Annotated in this window: 13 protein-coding genes; 5 read left to right on the top strand and 8 right to left on the bottom strand. The window is 73.3% G+C overall.

Annotation, left to right across the window (positions count from 1 at the left end):
• Positions 1-927 (bottom strand): response regulator transcription factor, encoded by a 927-nt coding sequence (locus FREUN1FDRAFT_RS08895; protein ID WP_006539672.1) that lies wholly within the window; start codon positions 925-927, stop codon positions 1-3.
• A gap of 86 nt (positions 928-1,013) precedes the next feature.
• Between FREUN1FDRAFT_RS08895 and FREUN1FDRAFT_RS08900 the strand changes: the two genes are divergently transcribed.
• Together FREUN1FDRAFT_RS08900 and FREUN1FDRAFT_RS08905 are read left to right on the top strand one after the other, a co-directional pair.
• Positions 1,014-3,143, top strand: coding sequence for a dynamin family protein (locus tag FREUN1FDRAFT_RS08900; protein WP_006539673.1), 2,130 nt, complete (start codon positions 1,014-1,016; stop codon positions 3,141-3,143).
• Positions 3,140-4,852 (top strand): dynamin family protein, encoded by a 1,713-nt coding sequence (locus tag FREUN1FDRAFT_RS08905; protein ID WP_006539674.1) that lies wholly within the window; start codon positions 3,140-3,142, stop codon positions 4,850-4,852. The genes FREUN1FDRAFT_RS08900 and FREUN1FDRAFT_RS08905 overlap by 4 nt, the downstream gene beginning before the upstream one ends.
• Before the next feature lie 236 nt (positions 4,853-5,088).
• On the opposite strand, the gene FREUN1FDRAFT_RS08910 is transcribed toward FREUN1FDRAFT_RS08905, so the two are convergent.
• The 6 genes from FREUN1FDRAFT_RS08910 to FREUN1FDRAFT_RS08940 all read right to left on the bottom strand — a co-directional run bounded on the left by FREUN1FDRAFT_RS08910 (position 5,089) and on the right by FREUN1FDRAFT_RS08940 (position 14,406).
• On the bottom strand, positions 5,089-6,105 hold the full coding sequence (locus FREUN1FDRAFT_RS08910) for a PKD domain-containing protein (protein WP_006539675.1): 1,017 nt from the start codon (positions 6,103-6,105) through the stop codon (positions 5,089-5,091).
• Positions 6,102-6,413, bottom strand: coding sequence for a hypothetical protein (locus tag FREUN1FDRAFT_RS43615; RefSeq protein ID WP_157474500.1), 312 nt, complete (start codon positions 6,411-6,413; stop codon positions 6,102-6,104). The genes FREUN1FDRAFT_RS08910 and FREUN1FDRAFT_RS43615 overlap by 4 nt, the downstream gene beginning before the upstream one ends.
• 20 nt (positions 6,414-6,433) lie before the next feature.
• Positions 6,434-9,163: a PKD domain-containing protein gene (locus FREUN1FDRAFT_RS08920; protein ID WP_006539677.1), complete on the bottom strand. Its 2,730-nt coding sequence runs from the start codon at positions 9,161-9,163 to the stop codon at positions 6,434-6,436.
• Positions 9,163-11,742 (bottom strand): transglutaminase domain-containing protein, encoded by a 2,580-nt coding sequence (locus FREUN1FDRAFT_RS08925; RefSeq protein WP_006539678.1) that lies wholly within the window; start codon positions 11,740-11,742, stop codon positions 9,163-9,165. The genes FREUN1FDRAFT_RS08920 and FREUN1FDRAFT_RS08925 overlap by 1 nt, the downstream gene beginning before the upstream one ends.
• A gap of 471 nt (positions 11,743-12,213) precedes the next feature.
• Positions 12,214-13,386 carry a DUF58 domain-containing protein gene (locus tag FREUN1FDRAFT_RS08935; protein WP_006539679.1) on the bottom strand — a complete coding sequence of 391 codons (1,173 nt, stop codon included), beginning with the start codon at positions 13,384-13,386 and terminating at the stop codon, positions 12,214-12,216.
• 15 nt (positions 13,387-13,401) lie between these two features.
• Positions 13,402-14,406, bottom strand: a complete 1,005-nt coding sequence (locus tag FREUN1FDRAFT_RS08940) for a MoxR family ATPase (RefSeq protein ID WP_006539680.1) — start codon at positions 14,404-14,406, stop codon at positions 13,402-13,404.
• Between the two features lie 225 nt (positions 14,407-14,631).
• Here FREUN1FDRAFT_RS08940 and FREUN1FDRAFT_RS08945 point away from each other — a divergent pair, with 225 nt between their 5' ends.
• On the top strand, positions 14,632-16,200 hold the full coding sequence (locus tag FREUN1FDRAFT_RS08945) for a fibronectin type III domain-containing protein (protein WP_006539681.1): 1,569 nt from the start codon (positions 14,632-14,634) through the stop codon (positions 16,198-16,200).
• Positions 16,201-16,203: 3 nt separating this feature from the next.
• Positions 16,204-18,888: an Hsp70 family protein gene (locus FREUN1FDRAFT_RS08950; RefSeq protein ID WP_006539682.1), complete on the top strand. Its 2,685-nt coding sequence runs from the start codon at positions 16,204-16,206 to the stop codon at positions 18,886-18,888.
• A 207-nt stretch (positions 18,889-19,095) separates the two neighbouring features.
• Here the strand turns inward: FREUN1FDRAFT_RS08950 and FREUN1FDRAFT_RS08955 are convergent, their stop codons facing one another.
• Complete coding sequence (locus FREUN1FDRAFT_RS08955) at positions 19,096-20,454, bottom strand: jacalin-like lectin (protein ID WP_006539683.1); 1,359 nt, start codon at positions 20,452-20,454, stop codon at positions 19,096-19,098.
• A 370-nt stretch (positions 20,455-20,824) separates the two neighbouring features.
• Between FREUN1FDRAFT_RS08955 and FREUN1FDRAFT_RS39600 the strand changes: the two genes are divergently transcribed.
• Positions 20,825-21,526 (top strand): collagen-like protein, encoded by a 702-nt coding sequence (locus FREUN1FDRAFT_RS39600; RefSeq protein WP_050795789.1) that lies wholly within the window; start codon positions 20,825-20,827, stop codon positions 21,524-21,526.
• The last annotated feature ends 51 nt before the right edge of the window (positions 21,527-21,577 follow it).

A 21,577-nucleotide genomic window follows, 5' to 3' on the forward strand; every position in this document is an offset into this window, starting at 1 on the left:
TCAGAGCAGGCCCTGGCGGAGGGCGAACGCGACCGCGTGGGAGCGGTTGCGCAGCCCGAACCGCCGCGTGACGTCCTGCAGGACGTTCTTCACGGTCCGTTCCGAGTAGTTGAGGCGCCGCCCGATCTCCTGGGTGTCGTGCCCTTCGGCGACCAGGCGCAGCACCGTCAGTTCACGTTCGGAGAGCCCGGAGAAGGTCAGCCCGCGCGGCGCCAGCACCTGCGTGGACACCTGCTGGACCTGCCTCAGCAGCGAGCCGAGCATGTCCGGCGGCAGGTAGCCCTCACCGACGGCGGCCCCGCGCACGGCGGCGAGCACCGCTTCCGGGGTGGCGGTGGCGCGGCGCAGGAGCCCGACGACGCCCGCCTCCACGGCGGCCGTGAGGTCGTGGGCCTCCAGCTCCGCGACGACGAGCACGACGGGAACTCCGCCCTGCTGCAGCTCACGCACCGTCCGCAGGGTGCGCTCGTCGGCGTTCTCCGCGCTCACCAGGACCACGTCGGCCGCCCCCGGCTCAGCGGCGGACAGGTTCAGCCCAGCCGCCGACGCACCATCGTGGGCCGACCGCCCCGGTGTGGCGTCGCGCCCGCGACCCCGGTCGGGTTCCCCGGTCGGCTGGACGGGACGCAGGTACGACGGCCGCCCGGCCGCACCCGCCCCGCCGGATCCGCCGCCTCCGGCCGCGGCCGCGGCCACACCTGCGGCCACAGCCGCCGCACCCCTGGCCCCAGCCACGCCCCCGCCGGCGGCCACAGTCACAGCCCCAGCGACGGCCACGGCGGGCTCGGCCCCGCCCGCGCCCACGGCGACGGCTCCGGGCAGCCTCTCGACGATCTCGATCTCCGGGCAGCCACCCAGCTGCGCCGCCAGGCCGGCCTGAGTGATCGGGTCGCTGGCGCGGAGCAGCACCCGGATGCGGTGGGGCATGGTTCGTCCTCCCTGTCGTCGACGACCACGTATCGCACAGTGCGCTCAAGGTCGGCTCCTCCTCACGAACCGCTCAAGGAACGCTCATGACGGGGCGCGGCGCGGACACAAGTTCGGCACGTCCGGCACCGGTACATCCGGCACCGGCACGTCCGGCCGCCGGCCAGCCTTCGGCCGCGGTCCGGCTGCTCGACGCGGTGGCTGCCGAGGCCGGGCGGCGAGGCCGGCCGGACCTGCAGGTGCGGCTCGCCCGGGAACGCGGCCGGCTGGTCACACCGGACGCCCTGGTGGTCGTCGCGGGCGAGTTCAAGAAAGGCAAGGGCACCCTGGTCAACGCCCTGCTGGGGGCGGCGGTGTGCGGCACCGACCCGATCTCGACCACGCTGGTGCCAACCGTGGTCGGCTTCGCCCCGCACCCGACCGCGACACTGCGGCGCGCCGGCCGGGCCTCCCCGGGTGACGCACCGACCGCCGGGACACCGCCCACAGCGGCCCCACCGCCCGAGGCTCGGTCTGACGAGGCGCCGTCCCTCGAGGCGGTGTCCATCGAGGCGGTGTCCATCGAGGCGCTGCACGACCTCGTCCAGGGCCCGCCGGCGGCGACGCGCCTCGCGATCGACGCCGGCACCGGCTCTGCCCCTGCCCCTGCCCCTGCCTCAGGCCCAGGTTCTGGCGCTGGCACCGGCCTTGCCACCGGCGCCGGTCCGGTGAGCTCGGCGCAGGTCGGGATCCCGCGGCAGCTGCTGGCGCAGGGTCTGACCCTGCTCGACACCCCGGGGCTGAACGGCGGGCTGACCGACGGCCGGGCAGCGGCGACGCTGAACGCGGCCGTGAGCGCCGACGCCGTCCTGTTCGTCTCCGACGCCGGACAGGAACTCACCGCCCCCGAGCTGGACCTGATCCGCCGACTCGTCCGGCAGGGCGCGACCGTGCTGCTCGCGATCACCAAGATCGACGTCTGTCCGCATTGGCGCCGTGTGGTCGCGGCCAACCGGGAGCACCTGCGGCGCGCGGGTCTGGACCTCACCGTCTTCCCCCTCGGTGCGCCGCTGCGGCTGCGCGCCCTGCGCGATCACCGGCCTGATCTCGACACCGAGTCCGGCTACCCGGCGCTGGTGACCCATCTGCGCCACGAGATCGTCGCACCGCGCCGGGCCCGCCTTGAGCAGCTGGCCCGCGCCACCGCCGCCGACGTGCTGCGCCAGTTGCTCACCGAGCTGGAGACCGAACGGACAGCACTCGCCGATCCGCGGCCTGACGCGGGCGACCGGGCAGCCGGGCTGGCCGCCGCCGTCCGCGACGCGAGTCGGATGGGTGAGCCCGCCGCGGTCTGGCGGCAGGAGCTTTCGCAGCAGTACCCGGAGATGACCCTGCGGTGCAGGGACGGCCTGGCGGCCAGCATCCGGACGTTGCACGCCAGAGCGGAGGAGAAGATCACCGCGAGTGATCCGGCCGAGCAGTGGGACGAGCTGCGCAGCTGGCTGTTCCGAGCGGTCAACGAGACCCTGCTGGACCACCGCCAGCAGATCCGCTCCGAAGGCGCGACTCTCGTCGACACCGTCACGCAGGCGTTCGAAGCCGCCGCCGGCCCCGTCCGGGAGCTGCTCGCCACAGCGGTCGACCGGCCGCTGCCCACGGTCGAGGACGTCCGCGGCCTCGAGTTCACCCAGTCGACCGGCTTCGATCTGCTGGCACAGGGCGCACGCGGCGGGAGTGTCGGGATGGTCATCGTCTCGGCCGGTGGGGCACTTGCCAGCATCGCCGGGCTCGCCGCACTCACGACGGTGCTCGCCCCGGTCGGAATCGGGGCGCTCGTGATGCTCGGGCGGCGCACGATCGCCTCCGTCCGCGCGAACGAACGCCGCGCCCACCAGGCGCACGCCAAGGAGGCCGCGCGGCAGTACATAGAACAGGCTGGAAGGATCATCGCGCAGGACGCGACCGTCGTCTGCGAACAGCTTCGCGTCAGCCTGCACCAGGCCCTGACCGGGCTGGCCACGGAGCTGGCGACCGAAGCGCGGCGCAACCTGGCGGCCACCGAGCGGGCCGGTCGGGAAACAGAGGAATCGCGCCAGGCCCGGCTCGCCGCGCTGGACAGGGACATCGCCCGGCTGCGCGCCGTGACCGAGGCCGCCAGCGCACCCAGCGCCGGCGGCCCGGCCGGCGCGGCCCGAGCGGGCAGGGCGGGACGGGCAGGACGGGGAGCTGCCGAGTGACCGACCACACCGGCAACACCGGTCCAGGCAACCCCGCCAGCCTGCGCGCACTGGTCCGCGCTCTGCTCCTCGACACGCTCGACGCCTGTCAGGGATGCCCCGCCGAACCGGTGCTGCGCGAGGAGGTCGACCGCTTCGACGGACCGCTGCGGGTCGCGCTCGCCGGCCGGGTCAAGGCCGGCAAGTCCACGTTGCTCAACGCCCTCGCGGGCGAGCAGATCGCGGCGACCGACGCCACGGAGTGCACCCGGATCGTGACCTCCTACGCCGCCGGAACGCGCGAGGCGGCCTGGGCCTACCTGCGGGACGGGTCGGTGGTCGAGGCCCGGCTGCGCCGCACGGCGGGCAGCGCACATGTCGATCTGGCGGGGCTGCCCGGGGCCGGTTCCACGGGCACGGGAGCCCCCGGAGCTGGTGCCCCTGGCCCTGGCCCTGGCGTGGAGGCTCTGCGGGTCGAGCTGCCGAGCCCGCGGCTGCACGGCCTCACCCTCATCGACACGCCGGGCATCGCCTCGTTGTCCGTGGAGCTCTCCCGCCGCACGGAGAGTTTCCTGACCAGGGGCGCCCGGCAGACACCGACCCGCCGGCCCGGTGGCAGGTCTCCCGGCGACGTGCCGTCCGGTACAGGCACGTCGGGCCTCGGGCCGGCCGGCCCCGCGCTGGCCGGCGCGGACGCGATCATCTACCTGCTGCGTCACCTGCACGCGGCTGATGTCGACTTCCTGGCCTCGTTCCGGCGGACCGGGCTCGGCGAGGCCACCCCGGCGCATGCCATCGGGGTGCTCTCCCGGGCCGACGAGATCGCTCCCGGGCGCACCGAATCCGTGGACGTGGCACGCCGGGCCGCCGCCGCCATCGGCCGCGACGAACGGGTCCGAGCCCTTGTGCAGACCGTGGTGCCGGTCGCCGGCCTGCTCGCCCAGGCCGGCACCCGGCTGTCGGGCGACGAGCTCGGCCAGCTGCTGGCACTCGCCGCCGAACCCGCCGCGGACACCGACGACCTGCTGCTGTCCGTCGACCGGTTCGTCGCCCCGGCCGCGTCGACATCCGTCGCCGCGCCGTTGCGGACGCTGCTGGTCGACCGCCTCGGCCTCGCCGGCGTACGTCTCGCCGTGGCACTGGCCCGGCTCGGGTACGCCCGTGACCCGGCCGGGCTCGCGACCGAACTCACCGCCCGCAGCGGCCTGCCCGAACTGACCGCGCTGCTGCGCGGGCAGTTCACTGACCGCGCCGACGTCCTCAAAGCCCAGCATGCGCTGCGCGTCCTGGACGGAGTTCTCGGCGAAGGCGCCACGGGCGAGGCCACCGGCGCGGCCACCGGCGTGGACGGGCCGGTGGGCCCGCCGCCCCGCCTGCTGGCACTGTTGCGGGCCCGCCGCGAGCAGATCGAGGCCGGCGCGCACGAGCTCGCCGAGCTGCGCCTGATCGGCGAGCTGCGCACCGGCACGGCCGACCTGCGCGGCCTGGACGGTGAGCGGCGCGACGAGATGGAACGGTTGCTCGGCGCCGCCGGGGTGGACGTGCGAACCCGCCTGGGCCTGCCCGCCGACGCCGCCGCCGCCGAGATCCGGCCGGCGGTGCTGGCCGCCCTGCACCGCTACCGCCGGCTGGCGGAGAACCGCCTGCTCCCCCAGCCGACCCGCCGCGCCGCGACCGTCCTGCGCCGCACCTGCGAGGGCCTGCTGCACACCTCCGCCGCCGGGGGCTGATCGGCCGGGAACGGCGCCGACAATGCACACTAAATGTTAAAATGGGGCGCAAGTCACTTGACAAACCGCAAGAAGTGAGGATTTCGGTTGCCGCCGCAGCCAAAATCCTCACTTCTTCCCCGGAAGCAGCGACGGCAACGGAAGCCCGAGGCTCGGGATTCCGCGACGGGCTCCAGAACGACGAACATCCCAGCTCTTCGGACTCGCCCCACCCGGGCTACCGGCCTGCCGGCCGGCTATTCGACCCGGGGGTTCACCCACGCAGCCCAGTCCTGTGCGGCGTCGCCGAGCGCATCCACCCGGATAACAATTGCGGTGGCGCCGCTGACACCGGACAGATCGACGTCGACAGTCGGCATGTAGCCGTCGGACTGGATGTCTTCCCGACTTACCAGCGAAGCCGACACCCGACCGTCCGGGTAAACGGCCTTGACGCTGAACAGGACCCGACCGACATTACCTTGCTGAGCCTTGACGAATCCAATCTGGGCACGGAATCTCTGGCCGTCGACAATGGCCTGCGGAAGGTCGAACTGGCCGGTTATCCAGCCGTCCGAAGCCCAGTTCGGATGCGTTGCCATGTAGGTCGGAGCAGTGTTGTTTTCCAACAGGTACCCGCCGTTGCTCACGTTGACATCACCCTGGGTCTGGCCCTCCTGCCCGAACGCCGGCGTGCCCGCACCACTACGCCAGAGTGCGCTGCTCGCGTGTGGGATCAGCTCGAAGGGCTCCGGGCGTGCGACCGTGACCACGACGTCCTGCGAGGTGTCCGTTGCTGTCAGCCCAGCCGTGTCGGTGACCGTGACCTTGACCCGGTAGGTGCCGGCGGCGGGGACCGTGAACCGCGCGGTGTTCTCCGCCTGCGGCTGCGTGTGCTCGGGGGATCCCGCGGGGTCGATGCTGAACTCGTAGTCGCGCAGCGCCGCGGTGCCCGGGGTCGCGGCGGCGGTCGCGTTCACCACCAGCTCCCCTGGCACCGTCGAGGCTGTCACCTGCACTGTCGGCGCCACCGACGCCGCGGTGACCGTCACCGGCCGCGTCATCGAATCACTCCGGCCCGCCTGGTCCGTCACGGTGAGCCGGACGGTGTAGGTTCCCGCCGCGGCGTAGGTGTGGGTACCGGTCCGCGAGGTCGCGACCGCGCCGTTGTCGTCGAAGTCGATCCGGTAGTCGCTGATCGGATCCGAGCCGGCTGTCGACCCGGAGGCGTCGGCGTTGACGACCAGCGGCGCACCGCCCGAGGCCGGTGTCACGGCCAGCGCCGCCGTCGGGCCTCGTTCAGATCCGCGCTGGCCCCGGCGACCGGCACCTGTGTCACCACCTGCGCGGACGCCCCGTCGATCAACGCGGCCTGGCCGACCTTCGACGACACGAGCCAGGCCGCGCCGTCCTGCAGCGACACCTTCACCGTGCGATCACCGCGCCCCGACAGGACGACAGCGACCGCGCCGAGAACGACCACGAGCGCGAGGAACATCGATCCCAGCCGCGCCGAGATGACCCGCGCCGGCACCAGCCGAGCCGTCCCTGGGCCGCCGAAGGATCGCCGCCGCGTTGTCATTCTCGGCATCCCCCCGAGCGTCAGCAGCATTTGACGTAGATCGACGTCGTCGCGGACTTCTCCCGACCTGAGGCATCACGTATGGTCACTGTCGCCGTCCAGCTGGTGCCCGGCGGGCCCTCCGTGTTGTAGGCGTGCCGCGGGGCCCGAGAGCTCGTGATCCATCCGGTGGAGCCGGTGCCGTCGCCGTAGTCGAAGTTGTATGCGACGGCGCCACTCGACGCCGACGCGTCGAGGACCGCGTAGATCGGGCCGTAGGGTGGCAGCGGCGAGCCGTCGTCCACCCAGCGCAAGGACGCCACCAGCGAGTCCACGAACGTCGCCGTCACGGAACGGTCGCCGCCGGACAGGGTGACGGTGCAGGGCTGCGTGCCGGAGCAGTCGCCGGACCAGCCGGTGAAGTCGCCGCCGTCACCGGCCGCTGTCAGGGTGACCGACGTACCGTCCGCGACAGGCACCGAGCAGGTGCCCGGGCAGGAGATGCCACCGCCGGTCACCCGGCCCGGCCCGTTGGCCGTCACCGACAACGTCCGGTTCGGCGTCGGCTCGGCGAAGGTGGCGGTCACACCCAGGTCACTGCGTGTAGCGGTGACCGTGCAGGTGAGGCCCTGGGGGGTGCAGTCACCGGACCAGCCGACGAACGTCGCTCCGGAGTTGGGAACCGCGGTCAGTGTGACCGTGTCGTTCAGGTCCCAGATTCCCGTGCACTCCCGTGCCCCCGCCACGAGGCACATCTGGCCTCGCGAATCCCTGACCCCGCCGGGCCCTTCGGGGGTGATGATCAGGGTGAAGGACGAATCCCGGACGAGGATGGTACGGGTGGTCTCGGCCGTACGCCCGGCGGTGTCGGTCACCCGAACGCTGATCTGATAAGTCCCGTAGCTGAAGTACCTGCTGGCTTGCGGGGCCGACTGAGGTGCCCCGAAAGTCCCGGTGAAATTGAAGGCATAGCTGGCGATCTGCTCGCCGGATACGTTCGCTTTTGAAGCACTCGCATCGGCGGTGACGGTGCCGGCGTACTCGGTCAGGGAGAGTTCGGCGGTAGGCGGTTCCGACCCCTGAGTCGTCTGGGTTGGGGTCGGCCCGGTTGATGTGGTGGTCGGGTGGTCGGGTTGGCCTGACTGGCTCGATGTCGGGTCCGGCCCTGGCGTCGGTGTCGGGTCCGGCCGCGGGATGCCGGCGACGATGGTGATCCGGGCGGTGGGGGCGGCCTGGCGGCCGTCGGCGAGGGTGACCCGGGCCGTGATGGTGAACTGCCCCGCCTTCGACCAGCTGTGCGAGACCTGGACGCCGCCGTCGGCGGAACCGTCGTCGAACCCCCAACGCACAGTCCCTATCCGGGTGCCGTTGGTCGCCACAGCACGCATCGTCACCTGCTCGCCGATGGCAGCCCGATCCGCCGACAGCTCGATCGCGACCGTCCCGGTGGTGCCGGGGGTCGAGGGGCTCGGAGTCGGCGGGCTCGGAGTCGGCGCAGTGGCGGGAGTGGTGGGCGGAGTGGTCGGCGGTGCGGACGACGGCCCGGATCCACCCGACCCCGATCCGCCCGGCCCGGAGGATGGGCCCGATGGTCCGCCGCCGGGGACGAGCCCGGCGTCGGGCCGCTCCGGGTCGTACTTCTGGATCTCCACCGTGGTCCCGTCGAGGCGGATCACCCCGGCCCGCTCACTGGCGGGGTCGTTGTAGAACACGAACGACGAGCTCGGGACGAGCTCGAAAACCGTCTCGCCCCCGCCTGCCAGCACCTTCGGGCGTGCCACCACCCGGCCGCTGGCCAGGTCGACCACCGCGACCTCGCCGGTCGTGTAGTCGGGGACGAACACCCGGCCGGCCGCCTCCTGTGCCGGGCCCAGACGATGGCGGGCCGCCCCGAGATCCACCGCCCGGTTACAGGACCTCCGGTCCAGGTCGCTCACCAGCAGCACACCGCGATCATCGGACACGGCGTACACCCGGTCCTGTGTCGGCGAGCCGGTCACCGCCACCTCGTCGCCACGGCGGATGTCCAGGCAGGTCGCAGGCCCGGGCGCCCCGTCGGCACCCACCGGACGGACGGTTCGCGCCGCGGCGTCCACCACCGCGACCCGTCCGCCGGCCAGCACGAGGGTGGCGGCGGCGGGGTCGGCACCGGACGGCTTCGGGTGCTTGCCGGAGTCATCGACACGGATCAGGTCACCGGAGTCACTGTCGATGAGCCACAGCAGCCCGGCACCGTCGACCAGCGCGGCACCCTCGCGGACCCGGGCGCCGAGTGACTGCTCGGGTCCGCGGACCCGCAGTGTCGCCGGGTCCGCGATCGTCACCAGCCCAGCGGTCGCGCTGACGGCGTAGAGGGCGGACCTGCCGGGGAACAGGGCGAGCGGCTCGCCAGCCCGCCCGAGCGGCGCGGGTGCCGTGGTCTTGCGGTACGTCGCGCCGTCGATGCGGGTCACGCTGTTCGCGGTGGCGTTGGCGACGAACGCGTCCGCGCCGGAGCGGGCCGCGGTCAGGTCACCGCGCCCCACCGCGATCTGCGTCACCACCTGGGCGGACGCCCCGTCGGTCAGGGCGGAGGCGCCGTCGAGCAGGGCCGCCTGGCCGACCGCCGAGGACACCAGCCAGGTGGTGCCGTCATCGAGGGCCACCGTGCGGGCCTTCGGTCCGTCGGCGGCCGTGACGATCACCGCGGCGGTGCCGAGCAGGACGGCGCACAGCGCCCACCAGACGGCGGGTACGCGGACCGCCGGCGGCCAGCCGCCCGTGCTGCTCATCAGCGGCGTCGCCGTGGCAGCAGCGGCACCGGGCTGAGCGTCGCGGTGACCCGGCGCCGGACGCCGTCACTGCGGCGCAGCTCGCGACTCGCCGCCGCGGTGAGCTCCCAGGCCCGGCGCGCAGCGGTGTCGTCCGGCTCGGTCGCGCCGAACAGGGCGGTGCCGACCAGCGGGGCCAGCAGCGCGAGCTGCTCACCGACCAGCGGACCGCGCCGCGCGGCGGCCAGGTCGGCGACCTGGTCCGCGGACAGTGACACGGAGCGGGCCAGCCCGCGTTCGGCGAGGCGGTCACGGATCTCCCGCCAGGCACCGGCCACCCGTGCCGCGGGTGGCCCGGCCCGCGCCCGACGGCGGCGGCGCCGGGCCTTCTCCCCCACGATCCCGGCCGGGACGGTGACGGCCACCGCGAGCAGCACCAGCAACAGCACCCACCACAGGCTGCTGGCGCCTGATCCACCGCCGGTGGCGCCGAGGTCCGCGGACCGGTCGAGCTCCGGGCGGACGACGGCGTCCGCCGCCTGGGCCTCGGGGGCCTGCGCCGCGCCGTCGCCGCCGGTCGGGTCGTCGGGGTCGGGCGGGGGAAGCCGATCCTTGAGTTTGGAGATGTCGGTGGGGTCGAAGGCAACCCAGCCGATTCCCTCGAGGGCGACTTCCGGCCAGGCGAACGCCTGACGGGAGGTCACGGTGAACTCTCCCGCCTTTGACGAGGCGCGCCCATCGAGCAGATACCCGACGGCGATCCGGCTCGGCAGGCTCTCGATCCTGGCCAGCAGCACGAACGCGGTCACGAACTGCTCGACGTAGCCGTGGTGGTCGGCCTTCACGCCACCCGGATCAAGGAACCTCTTCAGCGCACCGAGGGAGTGGCCGGGGCGGGCGTCGAGGTCGACCGGGAACATCGTGGAGTTGTTCAGGTAGGCGGTGAGCGAGGTGAGCTTGCCGAACGGGGTGGTCTCGGTGCCCACGGCGTCCGCGGCGGCGTAGGTGATCTCCTGCGGGATGTGGGCCGGCAGCGCCAGGTAGGGGGCCATCTCCGTGCCGCGGGCGACGTGGGCGTCCGGGAGCCTGGGGTCGTCCGCGACAGGTACCTGGGCGGTGAGCACATACCGGTCGCCGGCCCGCAGCGGGTTCGTCGCGGCGAGCGACCCGGAGCTGGGCTGGTACGCGTAACTGACGGTGGCGTCACGGATGCCGGTCGGCTGGCCGAGCGTGGGCAGGAACGGGCCGCCCGGGGCCTCGACGGTGACGTCCATCTGGATCTCGCGGCCGGTCGTGGTCACCGGGACGTCGTCCGTACCGAGAACGCTGCCGGTACGGACGAAGACGCTGTCGTCCCGCCAGGTCGCACCGTCGAAGTCCGTGAGCACCGCGCTGCGGATCCGGTCGGTGACGACCTTCCCGTCGTTGCTCGGCAGCCGCACCGTGAACAGCTTCCGCTCGGCGCCGCCGCGTGCGGACTTGACCTGGACGAGCGGGTTGAGCGTCGAGGTGATGTCGACGGGCGGATGCCGATGGTCGCGCGGGTCGAACCTGTCGTTCCCCTCGGCGATCGGTGACAGGACGGCGAGGCCGGTGCCGAGCGCCGCCATGAGCGCCACCGCCGGGATCCCGACGGCCAGCTGGCCGGCTCGCGGCCGGCGCCAGGACGGAGCCCCGGCCAGCGACCGGGACAGCAGTCCGAACGGCGACCGTCCACGGCCTGCCCGGCCGGGCGGAGCACTCCCGTCACTGCCCGCCTGGTCCGCCTCGCCCGAGGCCCCGGCGCCCCCCGGAGCGCCCGGGCCTCCCGTCCCGTCCTCGGTCAGGCCCACCGCGACCGCGGCGATCCGGCCCCGTCCGGGCAGCTGGGCCGCGCGCACCACGGCGAGCGCCAGCCCGACGACGGCGATCAGCCCGGTGAGCACGAACAACGAGCGGCCCCGGCTCGCGACCAGCAGCAACGCGACGACATAGCCGAGCAGCGGGGGAAGGAGCGGGGCGAGAACGGCCTCGGCGCGCACGACCAGCACCGCCGCGCTGAACGCCGCCAGCCACACCAGGAGTACGGGCAGCAACAGCAGATCGCCGTCGGGGGCGGCCGGCAGGCCGACGGTGAGCAGCCGCGCCCAGCCGTCCCGGGCCGCGGCACCGAAGTCGGTGACGACCGACGCGCCGTCCGTGAGCCTGCCCGCGAACAGTACGAGGACGCTGAAGACGAGCGCTCCGGACACTCCGGCGAGAACGACCAGCGGCGCCGGCCGCAGGCGCGCGCCGGCCAGACAGCCCAGTGCCGCGGCGCAGGCCGCCGCCGCCACCAGTGCGAGGGTGGCGCGCCCGGCCGGGCCGCCGGCGAAAAGCCCGCCGAACGCGAGCCCGACCAGGGCGGTGAGGACCCCGGCGAGGACGACCTGGGCCGGCCGGAAGGACCTGACCGCCGGCGGCGGTGGGCGGAAGGTGGTCCGCCGGGAGGATCGCGGGCGACGCAGGCGCAGCCGTCGCCGCGCCGGGCCGCCCGATCCGGCTTCCTCCGACGCGCCCTGCTCCGGCGGGACCGGCGGGACCGGCTGATCGCCCGGCAGGCCGGGGCGGGCAGGCCGCACGGCCGGAACCGGAGGCGCAGACCCGGCCGGCGACCCGTAGGGAGCCGGAGGGGCGTAGGGAGCCGGTGCGGCCGGTGGCTCCGGTGCGGCCAACGAGGCCGGTGGGGCCGAACGAGGCCGGTGGGGCCAACGGGGCCGGTGCGAACGCCGGCGGCGGGGCCGATGGCGCGGACCCGGCGGCCGGCCGGGTGGGCGGCGGAGCAGCCGGCCGCGGGCGCTGAGGCTGCCCCTGGCTGTGCGGCTGCCCCTGGCTGTGCGGCTGCCGCGGGCTCTGCGCCGGCAGGGGGTTCTGCGCCGGCCGCGGGCTTCGCGGGGGCGGGGGGGTCTGCGGCGGGCGGGGCAGTGGCCGGGGTGCGCGGGCCGGCTGTGGCGGTGGCGCGGGGGGCAGGTTGAGCACCGGGAGCGGCTGGGTCGTCTCGGCCGGTGAGGGCTCGTCCCGCCGCCGGCCCGGCGGCGGCGCCTCCTGGCCGCTCACCGCCGGACCCAGGAGTTCCAGACCGCGGCGAAGTCGTCGCTGGTCCGCACGTTCACCGTGAGCGCCCCGCGGACTGGTATCCCCGGGCGCCCGTGCTCCTCCCCGACGCACACCACGCTCGCCATCGCGAACCGCGACCGCACGGCGGACACAGCGCCCAGCCTGGCGCCGGGCGGCTGCCCGGTGACCACGCCGAGTACCATGCCGTCCTCTCCGGGCATCATCCGGGTCAGTTCCGCGAGCCCCGGGTCGTCGTCGGCGGGCCGGACGGCGGCGAGCAGGTCGAGCAGGCCCGTGACGTCCCGGCTGCTCTCGGCGGCCCCGCGCCGCCCTCCGGTGGTCCACAGCTCCACCGGGAAGCCGTGCTGGGCGCCGGACACCGCCAGCGACGCGGCGACCCGCACCGCATCCTCGAAGTAGTCGCCCGTGTAGGGGGCGGTGCTGGTGTCGAGCACCACCGTCATCCGCGGCTCGTTCGGCACGACGTTGTGCCGGACCATCATCTTTCCGGTGCGTGCGGTGGACCGCCAGTGGATCAGCCGCAGGTCGTCACCGCGGACGTATTCGCGCAGGCTGTGGAACGCGACCCCGCCCAGCGGCGAGGTCGCGCTGGTCGGGCCGTCCATGTCCGGCGAGCCGCCGGTCGGCAGCGGGTCGACCGGGTGGATGCGGGGATGCACCCTCAGCGTCGAACGGTCCGGGAAGGCCCGCCCGACGTGCAGCAGCCGCAGCGGGTCGGTGTGGCCGACGACGAGCGGGCCGACCTCGAACACCCCGCGCCGGTCGGTCGGCAGTGGGTACGCCGCCTGGAACCGGGCGCCGGGCGCGAGGCTGGGCAGGGCCACGGCCACGGTCTGCTCCCCCACCGTCTCCGCCGCCAGAATCGGCGGGCTGCGCCGTCGCGCCGCGTTGGTGACGGTGACCAGGGCACGGGCACCGTCGCCCTGGAACACGCTGGGCGGGTGGATCTCCCGGATCAGGGTCACGTCCGGTGTCACCGTCATCCAGCCGGCGGCGCACAGCAGCGCCACCCCGGCCACCAGGCCGAGGGCGAGCAGCTCCGGGTAGTCCAGCACCAGCCCGGCCGCGATGAGCACGGCTGTGGCCGCCGCCATCGCGACACCGGATCCGGTGATCCGCGCACTGCCCGCTGCCTGTGAGGACCCCATCGGTTCCCTGCCGGGCTAGTAGGAGGACACGCGCTGGTCGGGAACCGGCATCGAGGTCATGATCGCGCCGAGCAGGCTCTCGCTCGTCGCCCCGGACAGTTCCGCCTCGGGCCGCAGCAGCATCCGGTGCCCCAGCACGTAGGGTGCGAGGGCCTGCACATCCTCGGGCTTGACGAACGACCGCCCGGCGGCGGCGGCGTGGGCCTGGGCGGCGACGGCGAGGGCCATCCCGCCGCGGGGGCTGACCCCGAGGCGCAGCTCACCGATCCGCCGGGTCTCCGAAACGATCATCACGATGTAGCCGAGCAGGGCCGGCGCGAGGTGGATCCGGCGCACGATCTGCGTCATCCGCTGGACGTCCGAGATACTCACCACCGGCGACAGTGACCGGGGGGTCACCCCGCGGGCACCGTTGGCGAGGATCTCCACCTCGGCCTCGTACCGCGGGTAGCCGATGTGCAGGCGCGCCATGAACCGGTCGATCTGCGCCTCGGGCAGGTCGTACGTCCCGCCGTGCTCGACGGGGTTCTGGGTGGCGATCACGATGAACGGCCGGGGCACCTCGTACGGGATGCTGTCCGTGGTGGTGACCTGGCGTTCCTCCATCACCTCCAGCAGCGCGGACTGCGTCTTGGGCGAGGCCCGGTTGATCTCGTCGGCCAGGACGACGTTGCCGAACACCGCGCCCGGTTGGAACTCGAACTCCCGGCTCTCGGCGTTCCAGATCTGCACCCCGGTGACATCGGTCGGCAGCAGGTCGGGGGTGAACTGGATGCGGCGCATCAGGCCGCCCTCGATCGAGCTCGCGATGGCCTTCGCCAGCGACGTCTTGCCGACTCCGGGGACGTCGTCGATCAGGATGTGCCCTTCGGCGGCCAGGCACACCAGCGCGAGCCTGATGACCTCCGGCTTCCCTCGGACGAAGCGCCCGATGTTGCCGTGCAGTGCTTCGAAGCACTCACGGAACCAGGTCACCTCGGCGTCCCCCGCCGCTGCGCCGGCCGCTGGCGGGCTGGTCATGAGCCGCTCCGAACGATCACGCGGCGAACGCTAGGGGAGGTCGAGTGCCTCGGTAAACGGCCTCGCGGTTGTGGTCCCGAAAGGGCAGCACACCCCGCCCTGGCGGGCGATCTCCGGATACCTGCGGGCAGGCGGCCGCCCGTGCCGGCCCCGCCGGCACGGGCGGCCGTACCGTGCGGGGCGTCACGGTTGCGAAGCACACCGTACGGAACTGGGCGGAGCGTGATGGATCCGGTTGTGGAGCTGCGGGACCGCCGGCTTCAGGTCCGTCCCGGGGAGACCGTGCAGACGTCGGCGACGGTGCACAACGCCACCGACGTCATCGCCCAGTACACGTTCGAGGTGCTCGGCCCGGCTGCCGCCTGGGCCGAGGTCATCCCCCCGACCGTCTCCGTCGTGCGCAAGGGGCGGAACACCGTCCAGATCCGGTTCCGGCCGCCGGTCGGGCCGGTGGGGATCGTCCCGTTCGCGCTGCGCTGCGCCTCCCAGGATCATCCCGACAGCGCGGCGGTCGACGAGGGTGAGCTGGTCGTCGGGGCGATCCACGACATCGTTCCCACGGTCACCCCGACCATCTCGCGCGGCCGCTGGACCGGCCGGTGGACGGCCCGGTTCGAGAACCGGGGCACGGTGGCGGCCCGGCTGCGGGTGACGGCGTCCGACAAGCGCCGCGAGCTCGGATTCGCCCTCGCGCCCCACGAGATCGTCGTCGACCCAGGCCAGACCGGAGAGGTCTACCTGAAGGCGCGGGCCAGCGTGCCGACGCTGCTCGGCACCGTCGCCCCCCGGCCGGTGCAGCTGACCTACACCAGAGCCACCGGCCCGGACGAGAAGGCGGACGAGGGAACCGTCGAGCTCGTGTTCGAGCAGGTCCCCGTGTTGTCGCGGGCCGTCGCCGCGGTCGGCGCGCTGGCACTCGTCGGCGGTGCCGCGGCCGTCCTCCTGCTGGCCCGCGCCACGCCGAGCGACAAGCTCGCCTCGGACAAGGTCACCCGGCCGGACCAGCCCACCGGGCTGACCGCCGAGACCGCCGGGGCTGGCGCGATCAGCCTGAACTGGTCGGCGGTGCCCAGCGCGGAGAACTACCTGCTCTACAAGCTGGTCGGTTCGGACGCGGACGGAGCCGCCAACGAACTCCATCCGGTGAAGGCCCCCCTGACGGCGCACACCTGGGAGGGGCTGGCGGCCGGGGCCCACACCTGCTTCCGCCTCGTCGCCTCCAACGAGGGCGGTGAATCCAAGGCCTCCGAGACGGTGTGCCAGGACGCCGGGGCCAGCCCGGCCACTCCGGAGCCGACCGGCTCGACGACCCCGACGACGACGCCCACACCCGACCCGGACGTCACCAGCACCACTCCCACCGACCCGGGCGGGAAGACCGGGCAGGGACGTGAGCCCCAGGGCTTCTACGTCGTGCTCGGCAGCTTCTGGAAGGACGACAAGGCGGAGCAGGCCGCCCAGAAGCCACTCCTGCGCAAGGCGGAGATCGACCAGGCGCTCGGCGTCACGACGGTGCTGGCCGACGCGGACGCCTCGAAGCGCCTGGGCGGCCAGTTCCCCGGGCAGTTCATCATCTACCTCGACGGCCAGTTCGCCTCCTGGGCGGAAGCGGACGCCTACTGCACGGAGAAGAAGGCCAGCGGGCTGCTCGGCCGGGACCCGGTCTGCTTCGCCCCGGTGGAGCCGACGGGCACCCCCATAGTGCGTCCCGTGCCGACACCCACCGCGGCCGGCAACGGCCCGCGGCCCGGGACTCCCAGCGCGCAGCCGACCTCGCTGGTGCTGGGCCGGTAGCCGATGGCCTACGCACTGGGTATCGACGTCGGCACGACCTTCACCGCCGCCGCGGTCTGGCGTGACGACCGGGCCGAGACGGTCGGCCTCGGCGACCACTCCCCGGTCATCCCCAGCGTGCTCTTCCGGCGGGAGGACGGGCTGATGCTCGTCGGCGCGGCCGCCGAGGCGCGGGCCGTGACCGAGCCCGACCGGGTCGCCCGCGCGTTCAAGCGCCGGCTCGGTGACGGCGTGCCGTTCCTCCTCGGCGACGCCGAGGTCACGGCAACCGACCTCACCACCGACATGATCCGCTACGTCGTCTCCAAGGTCACCGAGCGGGAATCCCAGGCTCCGGCGCATGTGACGTTGGCCTGCCCCGCGACCTGGTCCGCGCACCGCCGCGGCCTGCTGGAACAAGCCGCCAGGAACGCTGGGCTCAGCGAGCTCGGCAACGTGGGCCTGGTCGCCGAACCGACCGCGGCCGCGGTCTGGTACGCGGCGCAGCCGGACCGGCAGCTCGGCCCCGGCGAACTGCTCGCCGTCTACGACTTCGGCGGCGGCACCTTCGACGCCACCGTGCTGCGGCGGACCGTCGACGGCTTCGACCTGTGCGGGGCTCCCGGCGGCGAGGACAGCATCGGCGGCGCCGATGTCGACGACGCCGTCCTCGAGCACGTCGCCCGAGCCGTCGGCCCAGGCTGGTATGAGCTGGACGTTGCCGACCCGGCGACAGCGCGGGCGATGGCCGCCGTGGCAGCCGCCGCGGTGACGGCCAAGGAGTTGCTCTCCGACGACACCCGGGCCGAGATCCCGGTCATCCTGCCCGGGGTGAACAAGGTCGTCCCGATCACGCGGGACGACCTGGAGGACTCGGTGAGGGTCCTGATCCTGCGCACCGTCGACGCGTTGCGCAGGACGATAGCCGCGGCCGGGTTCCGGGAGACCGACCTCACCCAGGTGCTGCTCGTCGGCGGGTCGAGCCGCATTCCGATGATCGGCCGACTGCTGGCGGACCACCTGGGGGTGACCGTCACCGCCGACGCGCATCCGAAGCTGGCGGTCTGCCTCGGCGCGGCCATCTCCGCGGGTGCCCGGCTGGCCGCGACCGCCGTCCCGCAACAGGCGCCAGCACCGCGGTGGGGGTCCGAGGCACCCGACCGGCACGACGGCGCCGTGCTCCCCCCCGACGCCCCGCTGGACGACGTCCTGGTGGAATCCGCGTGGTCGGCGACGGGCGAGTGGAGCAGGACTGGTCCCGGCGGCCAGGTCGACCCGCCAGTCGACCCCCCAGGGGAACAGGAGGCCCGCCGGGCCGCCGACCTGATCGCCCCGGTGCACGGCGAGCCGACACCCGCCGAATCCGCACCCGCGGCGGTGAGCCTGCGGGTTGATCTCGACCGGGCTGGTCTCACCGCCGCGACCGACCAGCTGCTGCGCCCCGCCGCGAGCGTCCCGCGACGGGTCCCGCTCGCCGATCGGGACGCGCCGCTGGTGGTGCGGACCGCGGGTGACAGCGACTACCGAAAGGCCGGTCGACGTGGCGCGGTCGTGTTCGCCGCCGTCGCGGCGGTGGTGCTCCTGGTAGCCGTCATCGTCGGGATCGGCATCGGCCTGGGCGGTGGCACGGGCGATCCGCGCCTGGCCGGTGGCGCACCGCCGCTCACCCGGCCAGGGACCGCCGGTGCCGGCGCCGGCACGGCCCTGCCGGCCACCGAACAGGTCGCCCGGCTGACCGGTGGCCCGTTGGCGGGCGCGGGCTCAGCCGCGCGCTCGGGCACAGGTGTTGACACAGGCAGCCGGACGGGCGGTGCCGCGCGCGGAATCGCCCCGCGGCCGGGCGGCGGCTCGGTCGCGGTGGGCAGCGAGATCGGCTCCGGCTCGACGGAGGAGGCTCCCGCAGCCTGGTGGACCGCCGACGGGACGACCTGGCAGCACGCCGCGATAGCCGGCTCGGGCGGTGGCGTCACGGGCGGCCTGGGTGCCGTGACCGCGACGTCCGACGGCGCCCGGCTGGTCGCGGTCGGCTGGGACGAAAGCGCCGCGGGCGTGTTCACCGCCACGGCCTGGACCTCCGCGGACGGGCGAAGCTGGCAGCCGGCCTCGGTCGAGCGGGCGTCGAACGCCGCATTGCGTGACGTGGTGGCTGTCCCCGGTGGCCTGCTGGCCGTCGGTCAGGACCTCGCGGTCGACCGCGAGGGCGACGGCACCGTATGGACGTCGTCCGATGGCACGTCCTGGAGACGGCTGACCGTCACCGGCGTCGACGGGTTGGGCGTCCAGAGCCTCGACCGCATTGCCCGGCTTGCCGATGGCAGCCTGCTCGCGGTGGGCCGGGAACCGTCCGGGGCTGGCTCGGTGAGCCGGGTGCGGCGTTCGACGGACGGCGGTGCGGCCTGGGCCGCCGTCGAGACGGATCTTCCTGCCGGGGCCGAGGTCACCGGCCTGGCGGCACTCTCCGACGGGCGGCTCGTCGGTACGGGCTCCACGCCGGCCACGGGACACCGCGAGCCTCGCCTCTGGGTCACCGACACCGGTGCGCGACGATGGGAGCCGCAGGAGCCGGTCGTCGTCGGGGGCACGGGAGGCACCGCGGTCGCCAAGGTGGACCTGCTCGGGGTGGTCGCGCCCGGGGCGGTCCTGGCAACCGGCACGGTCGCCGGCTCCACGCCGGCATCGTGGACGATCGACCTCGACCAGCCCCGCTGAGCGCACCCGGTGCGGGTTCCCCCGTTCTCCGCACCCACCGCACCTTCCGCCAGCATTCATCCACTCCCACGGGCACGCGCACTCCCACGGGCCGGGGATGGAGATGGAGATGGAGATGGAGATCGTGCGACCGGACAGCGGCCCGGGACGGGACGGTTTCCACCGTCCCGTCCCGGCATTTCATTCGTGGTGGTTCCGGGGCTGCGCTCAGCGCTGGGTGTAGAAGACGCCGATCTTGTCGTTCTCCGTGGCGGCACGGCCGTGGAATCCGGCGATCTGCCAGCCGGACGGCGCCGTGTACGTGACGCAGGTGGACGTCGTGGCCCCACCGGCGAGGGTGCGCCCGAGGTTGGTGGTGAACCTGGTGTAGAAGATCCGGGTGCTGCTGTCCTTCACGCCTGAGCACAGGTAGACGGACGTCAGGTACTCCCCGCTGCCCAGGGTCAGCGACTGGGCGGTTCCGCCGGTACCACCGTGGTTCAGTGTGGTGCCGTTCGTCAGGGTCAGGCCGATCTGGTCGACCCGGGAGCCGGAACGCAGCCTGACGGTGCTGACCGCCGCCCCGGCCGGAATGGCGTTGATGTCGGTGTAGGCTGTGCCACCGGAACCGCCGAACTGGTCGCTGGCCTGGTAGGCGCTGTTACGGGTCCAGCTGAAGTCGACGGCGATCGGGAAGTGGTCGGAAAGCATGACGCCGGCGGAGTTCAGGAAGTCGGCGTTGCGGTTGGCGTAGCCGGTGGCGTTGAGCGTGACGAAGCTGCTGCCGCGGTACAGGACCTTGTCGACGACCTCGCAGGTGTCGGTAGGCGCAGCCTCGTCGCAGACCAGCGCGGTGCTGCCGGTCGCGGGTGCGACCCCGCCGCGCTCCAGCTTCACCCAGGCGTCGGTCAGTCCGTTCGCCGCGGCGAAGGCGGCGATGGTGTCGCCGGTGCGGGTGTAGCGGGCGTTGGTGTCACCCATCACCACCACGGCGTTGCCGGCCGAATGCGACGAGATGTACGAGGCCAGCTGGCTCAGGTTCGAGGCCCGGGCGCTGGTGTCCGCGCTGGTGGTCCCGGCGTCCGCGTGCAGGTTGTAGAAGTCGACGTAGACGCCCTCGCCGAGGCGGATCCGCTTGAGGGTGAAGCCCTTCGGCGTCAGGCAGTCAGCGCTGTCGAAGGTGCTGCAGTCATCCCAGGTCACCCGGTCGAGGTCGCTGTAGCCGACCTTCGAGAGGGTGTTGAGCCCGCTGCCGAACGGGACGCCGCCGCTGGTCGGCGTCCGGTACGCGTGGGTGGTGTCGCCGTCGTAGAGGTAGGAGTGGTAGTTGAAGTCCTCCTGCACCTGGACGATGTCGTAGGGGCCGAGGCGCTGGCCGATGGTGGTCGTGCTCTCCGCGCGCGGGGTCTCCGCGCTGGAAAGCGCTTCGGGTAGGCCGGCGATGTTGTAGGTCAGGACGGAGAAGGAGCCGCCGGCCGGTGAGGCGGCGTTCGCGGCCGGGGTGGCCACGGCCGCGGCACCGATCGCGAGTGGCAGGGCCAGGGCAGCCGCGAGCAGGGCACGGCTCGGGCGGGAAAACAAACGCATCAGTTCTCCGCATCGGCAGATGTCGGACGGAATCTGGCGTCGGAAAACTATGGTCCGCATTACAGAACGGTCAACGGTCCACATTCGAAACAATCAGGCAACAATCGACCACCCGCCAGGGGTGATGCCACACAAACCCGCACTCAGACCTGACGGACGTACTCGTCGAACTCGGGGCACCCGGCGACGGTGAACGGCATTCCGCTTTCGACCTCTATACGCGTTCACCCCGTCACGCTACGCTCATATCACGAGCTCGCCTGTTCCACACTCGCCGCCCCCGGCTCCGGACGGTGCCACCCCCAGGGGCAGGCAGTGGCCGGCGGGAGGAGCTGCAATGGGATGTTGCTGCGGAGGCGGGAGCGAGCCGGTGAAGAATCTGTCCACCCCTGCCCTTGCCCTGCTACTGCTGCTCGCGCTGAGCGCGAGCGGGATCTCGGCCGGCGACTCCACCGCCACGCGCCCGGCGTCCGGGTCGGTGCACAGCCGGCAACCACAGCCGTCCGGCGAGAGCGGCGAGAGCGGCGACGCCGGCGAGACCGGCGAGACCGGCGAGAGCGGCGACGCCGGCGAGACCGGCGAGGGCAGGCTCGCTGAAGACACTGGTCGCACCGACGAGATCCGGAAGATCGAGCGGATCGAGAACAGGTTCCGGCGGAACCACCTCGGCGCCCAGAGCCGGTTCCAGGCCGATACGGACGGCTGCGCGGCGCATTCCTACGGCGAGGTCCACATCTTCTTCCTGAAGCAGCCGTGTTCCGCGCTGAGCCGGGCGCAGTTCACGATCACCGACGGCAGGGGAAACATCGCACTGGTCGCCGTCTCCTGGGTGGAGATGCCCGACCTGGACAGCGCCCGGGCCTTCCAGGAACTGGTCGACGACACCCAGGGCACGGGGAACATCACCGAACTCTCGCGAGAGGCGGGCCCCTACCAGGCCGTCGCGTACAGCGGCGACGCCTACGGGTCACGCCGCCGCGGCCTCGTCGTCACGAGCGCGCAGGCCGAACCGGTCACTCTCGACTGGGCAGGAATCCCACTCGCCACGGTCGCCGCCGACGCCGTCCGCTGATCGAAGGCCGAGATCCAGCCGACAGCACAAGACGACAGGGTTCCAACGGAA

Source organism: Parafrankia sp. EUN1f (genome assembly GCF_000177675.1).
In the GTDB taxonomy this organism is placed as follows: domain Bacteria; phylum Actinomycetota; class Actinomycetes; order Frankiales; family Frankiaceae; genus Parafrankia.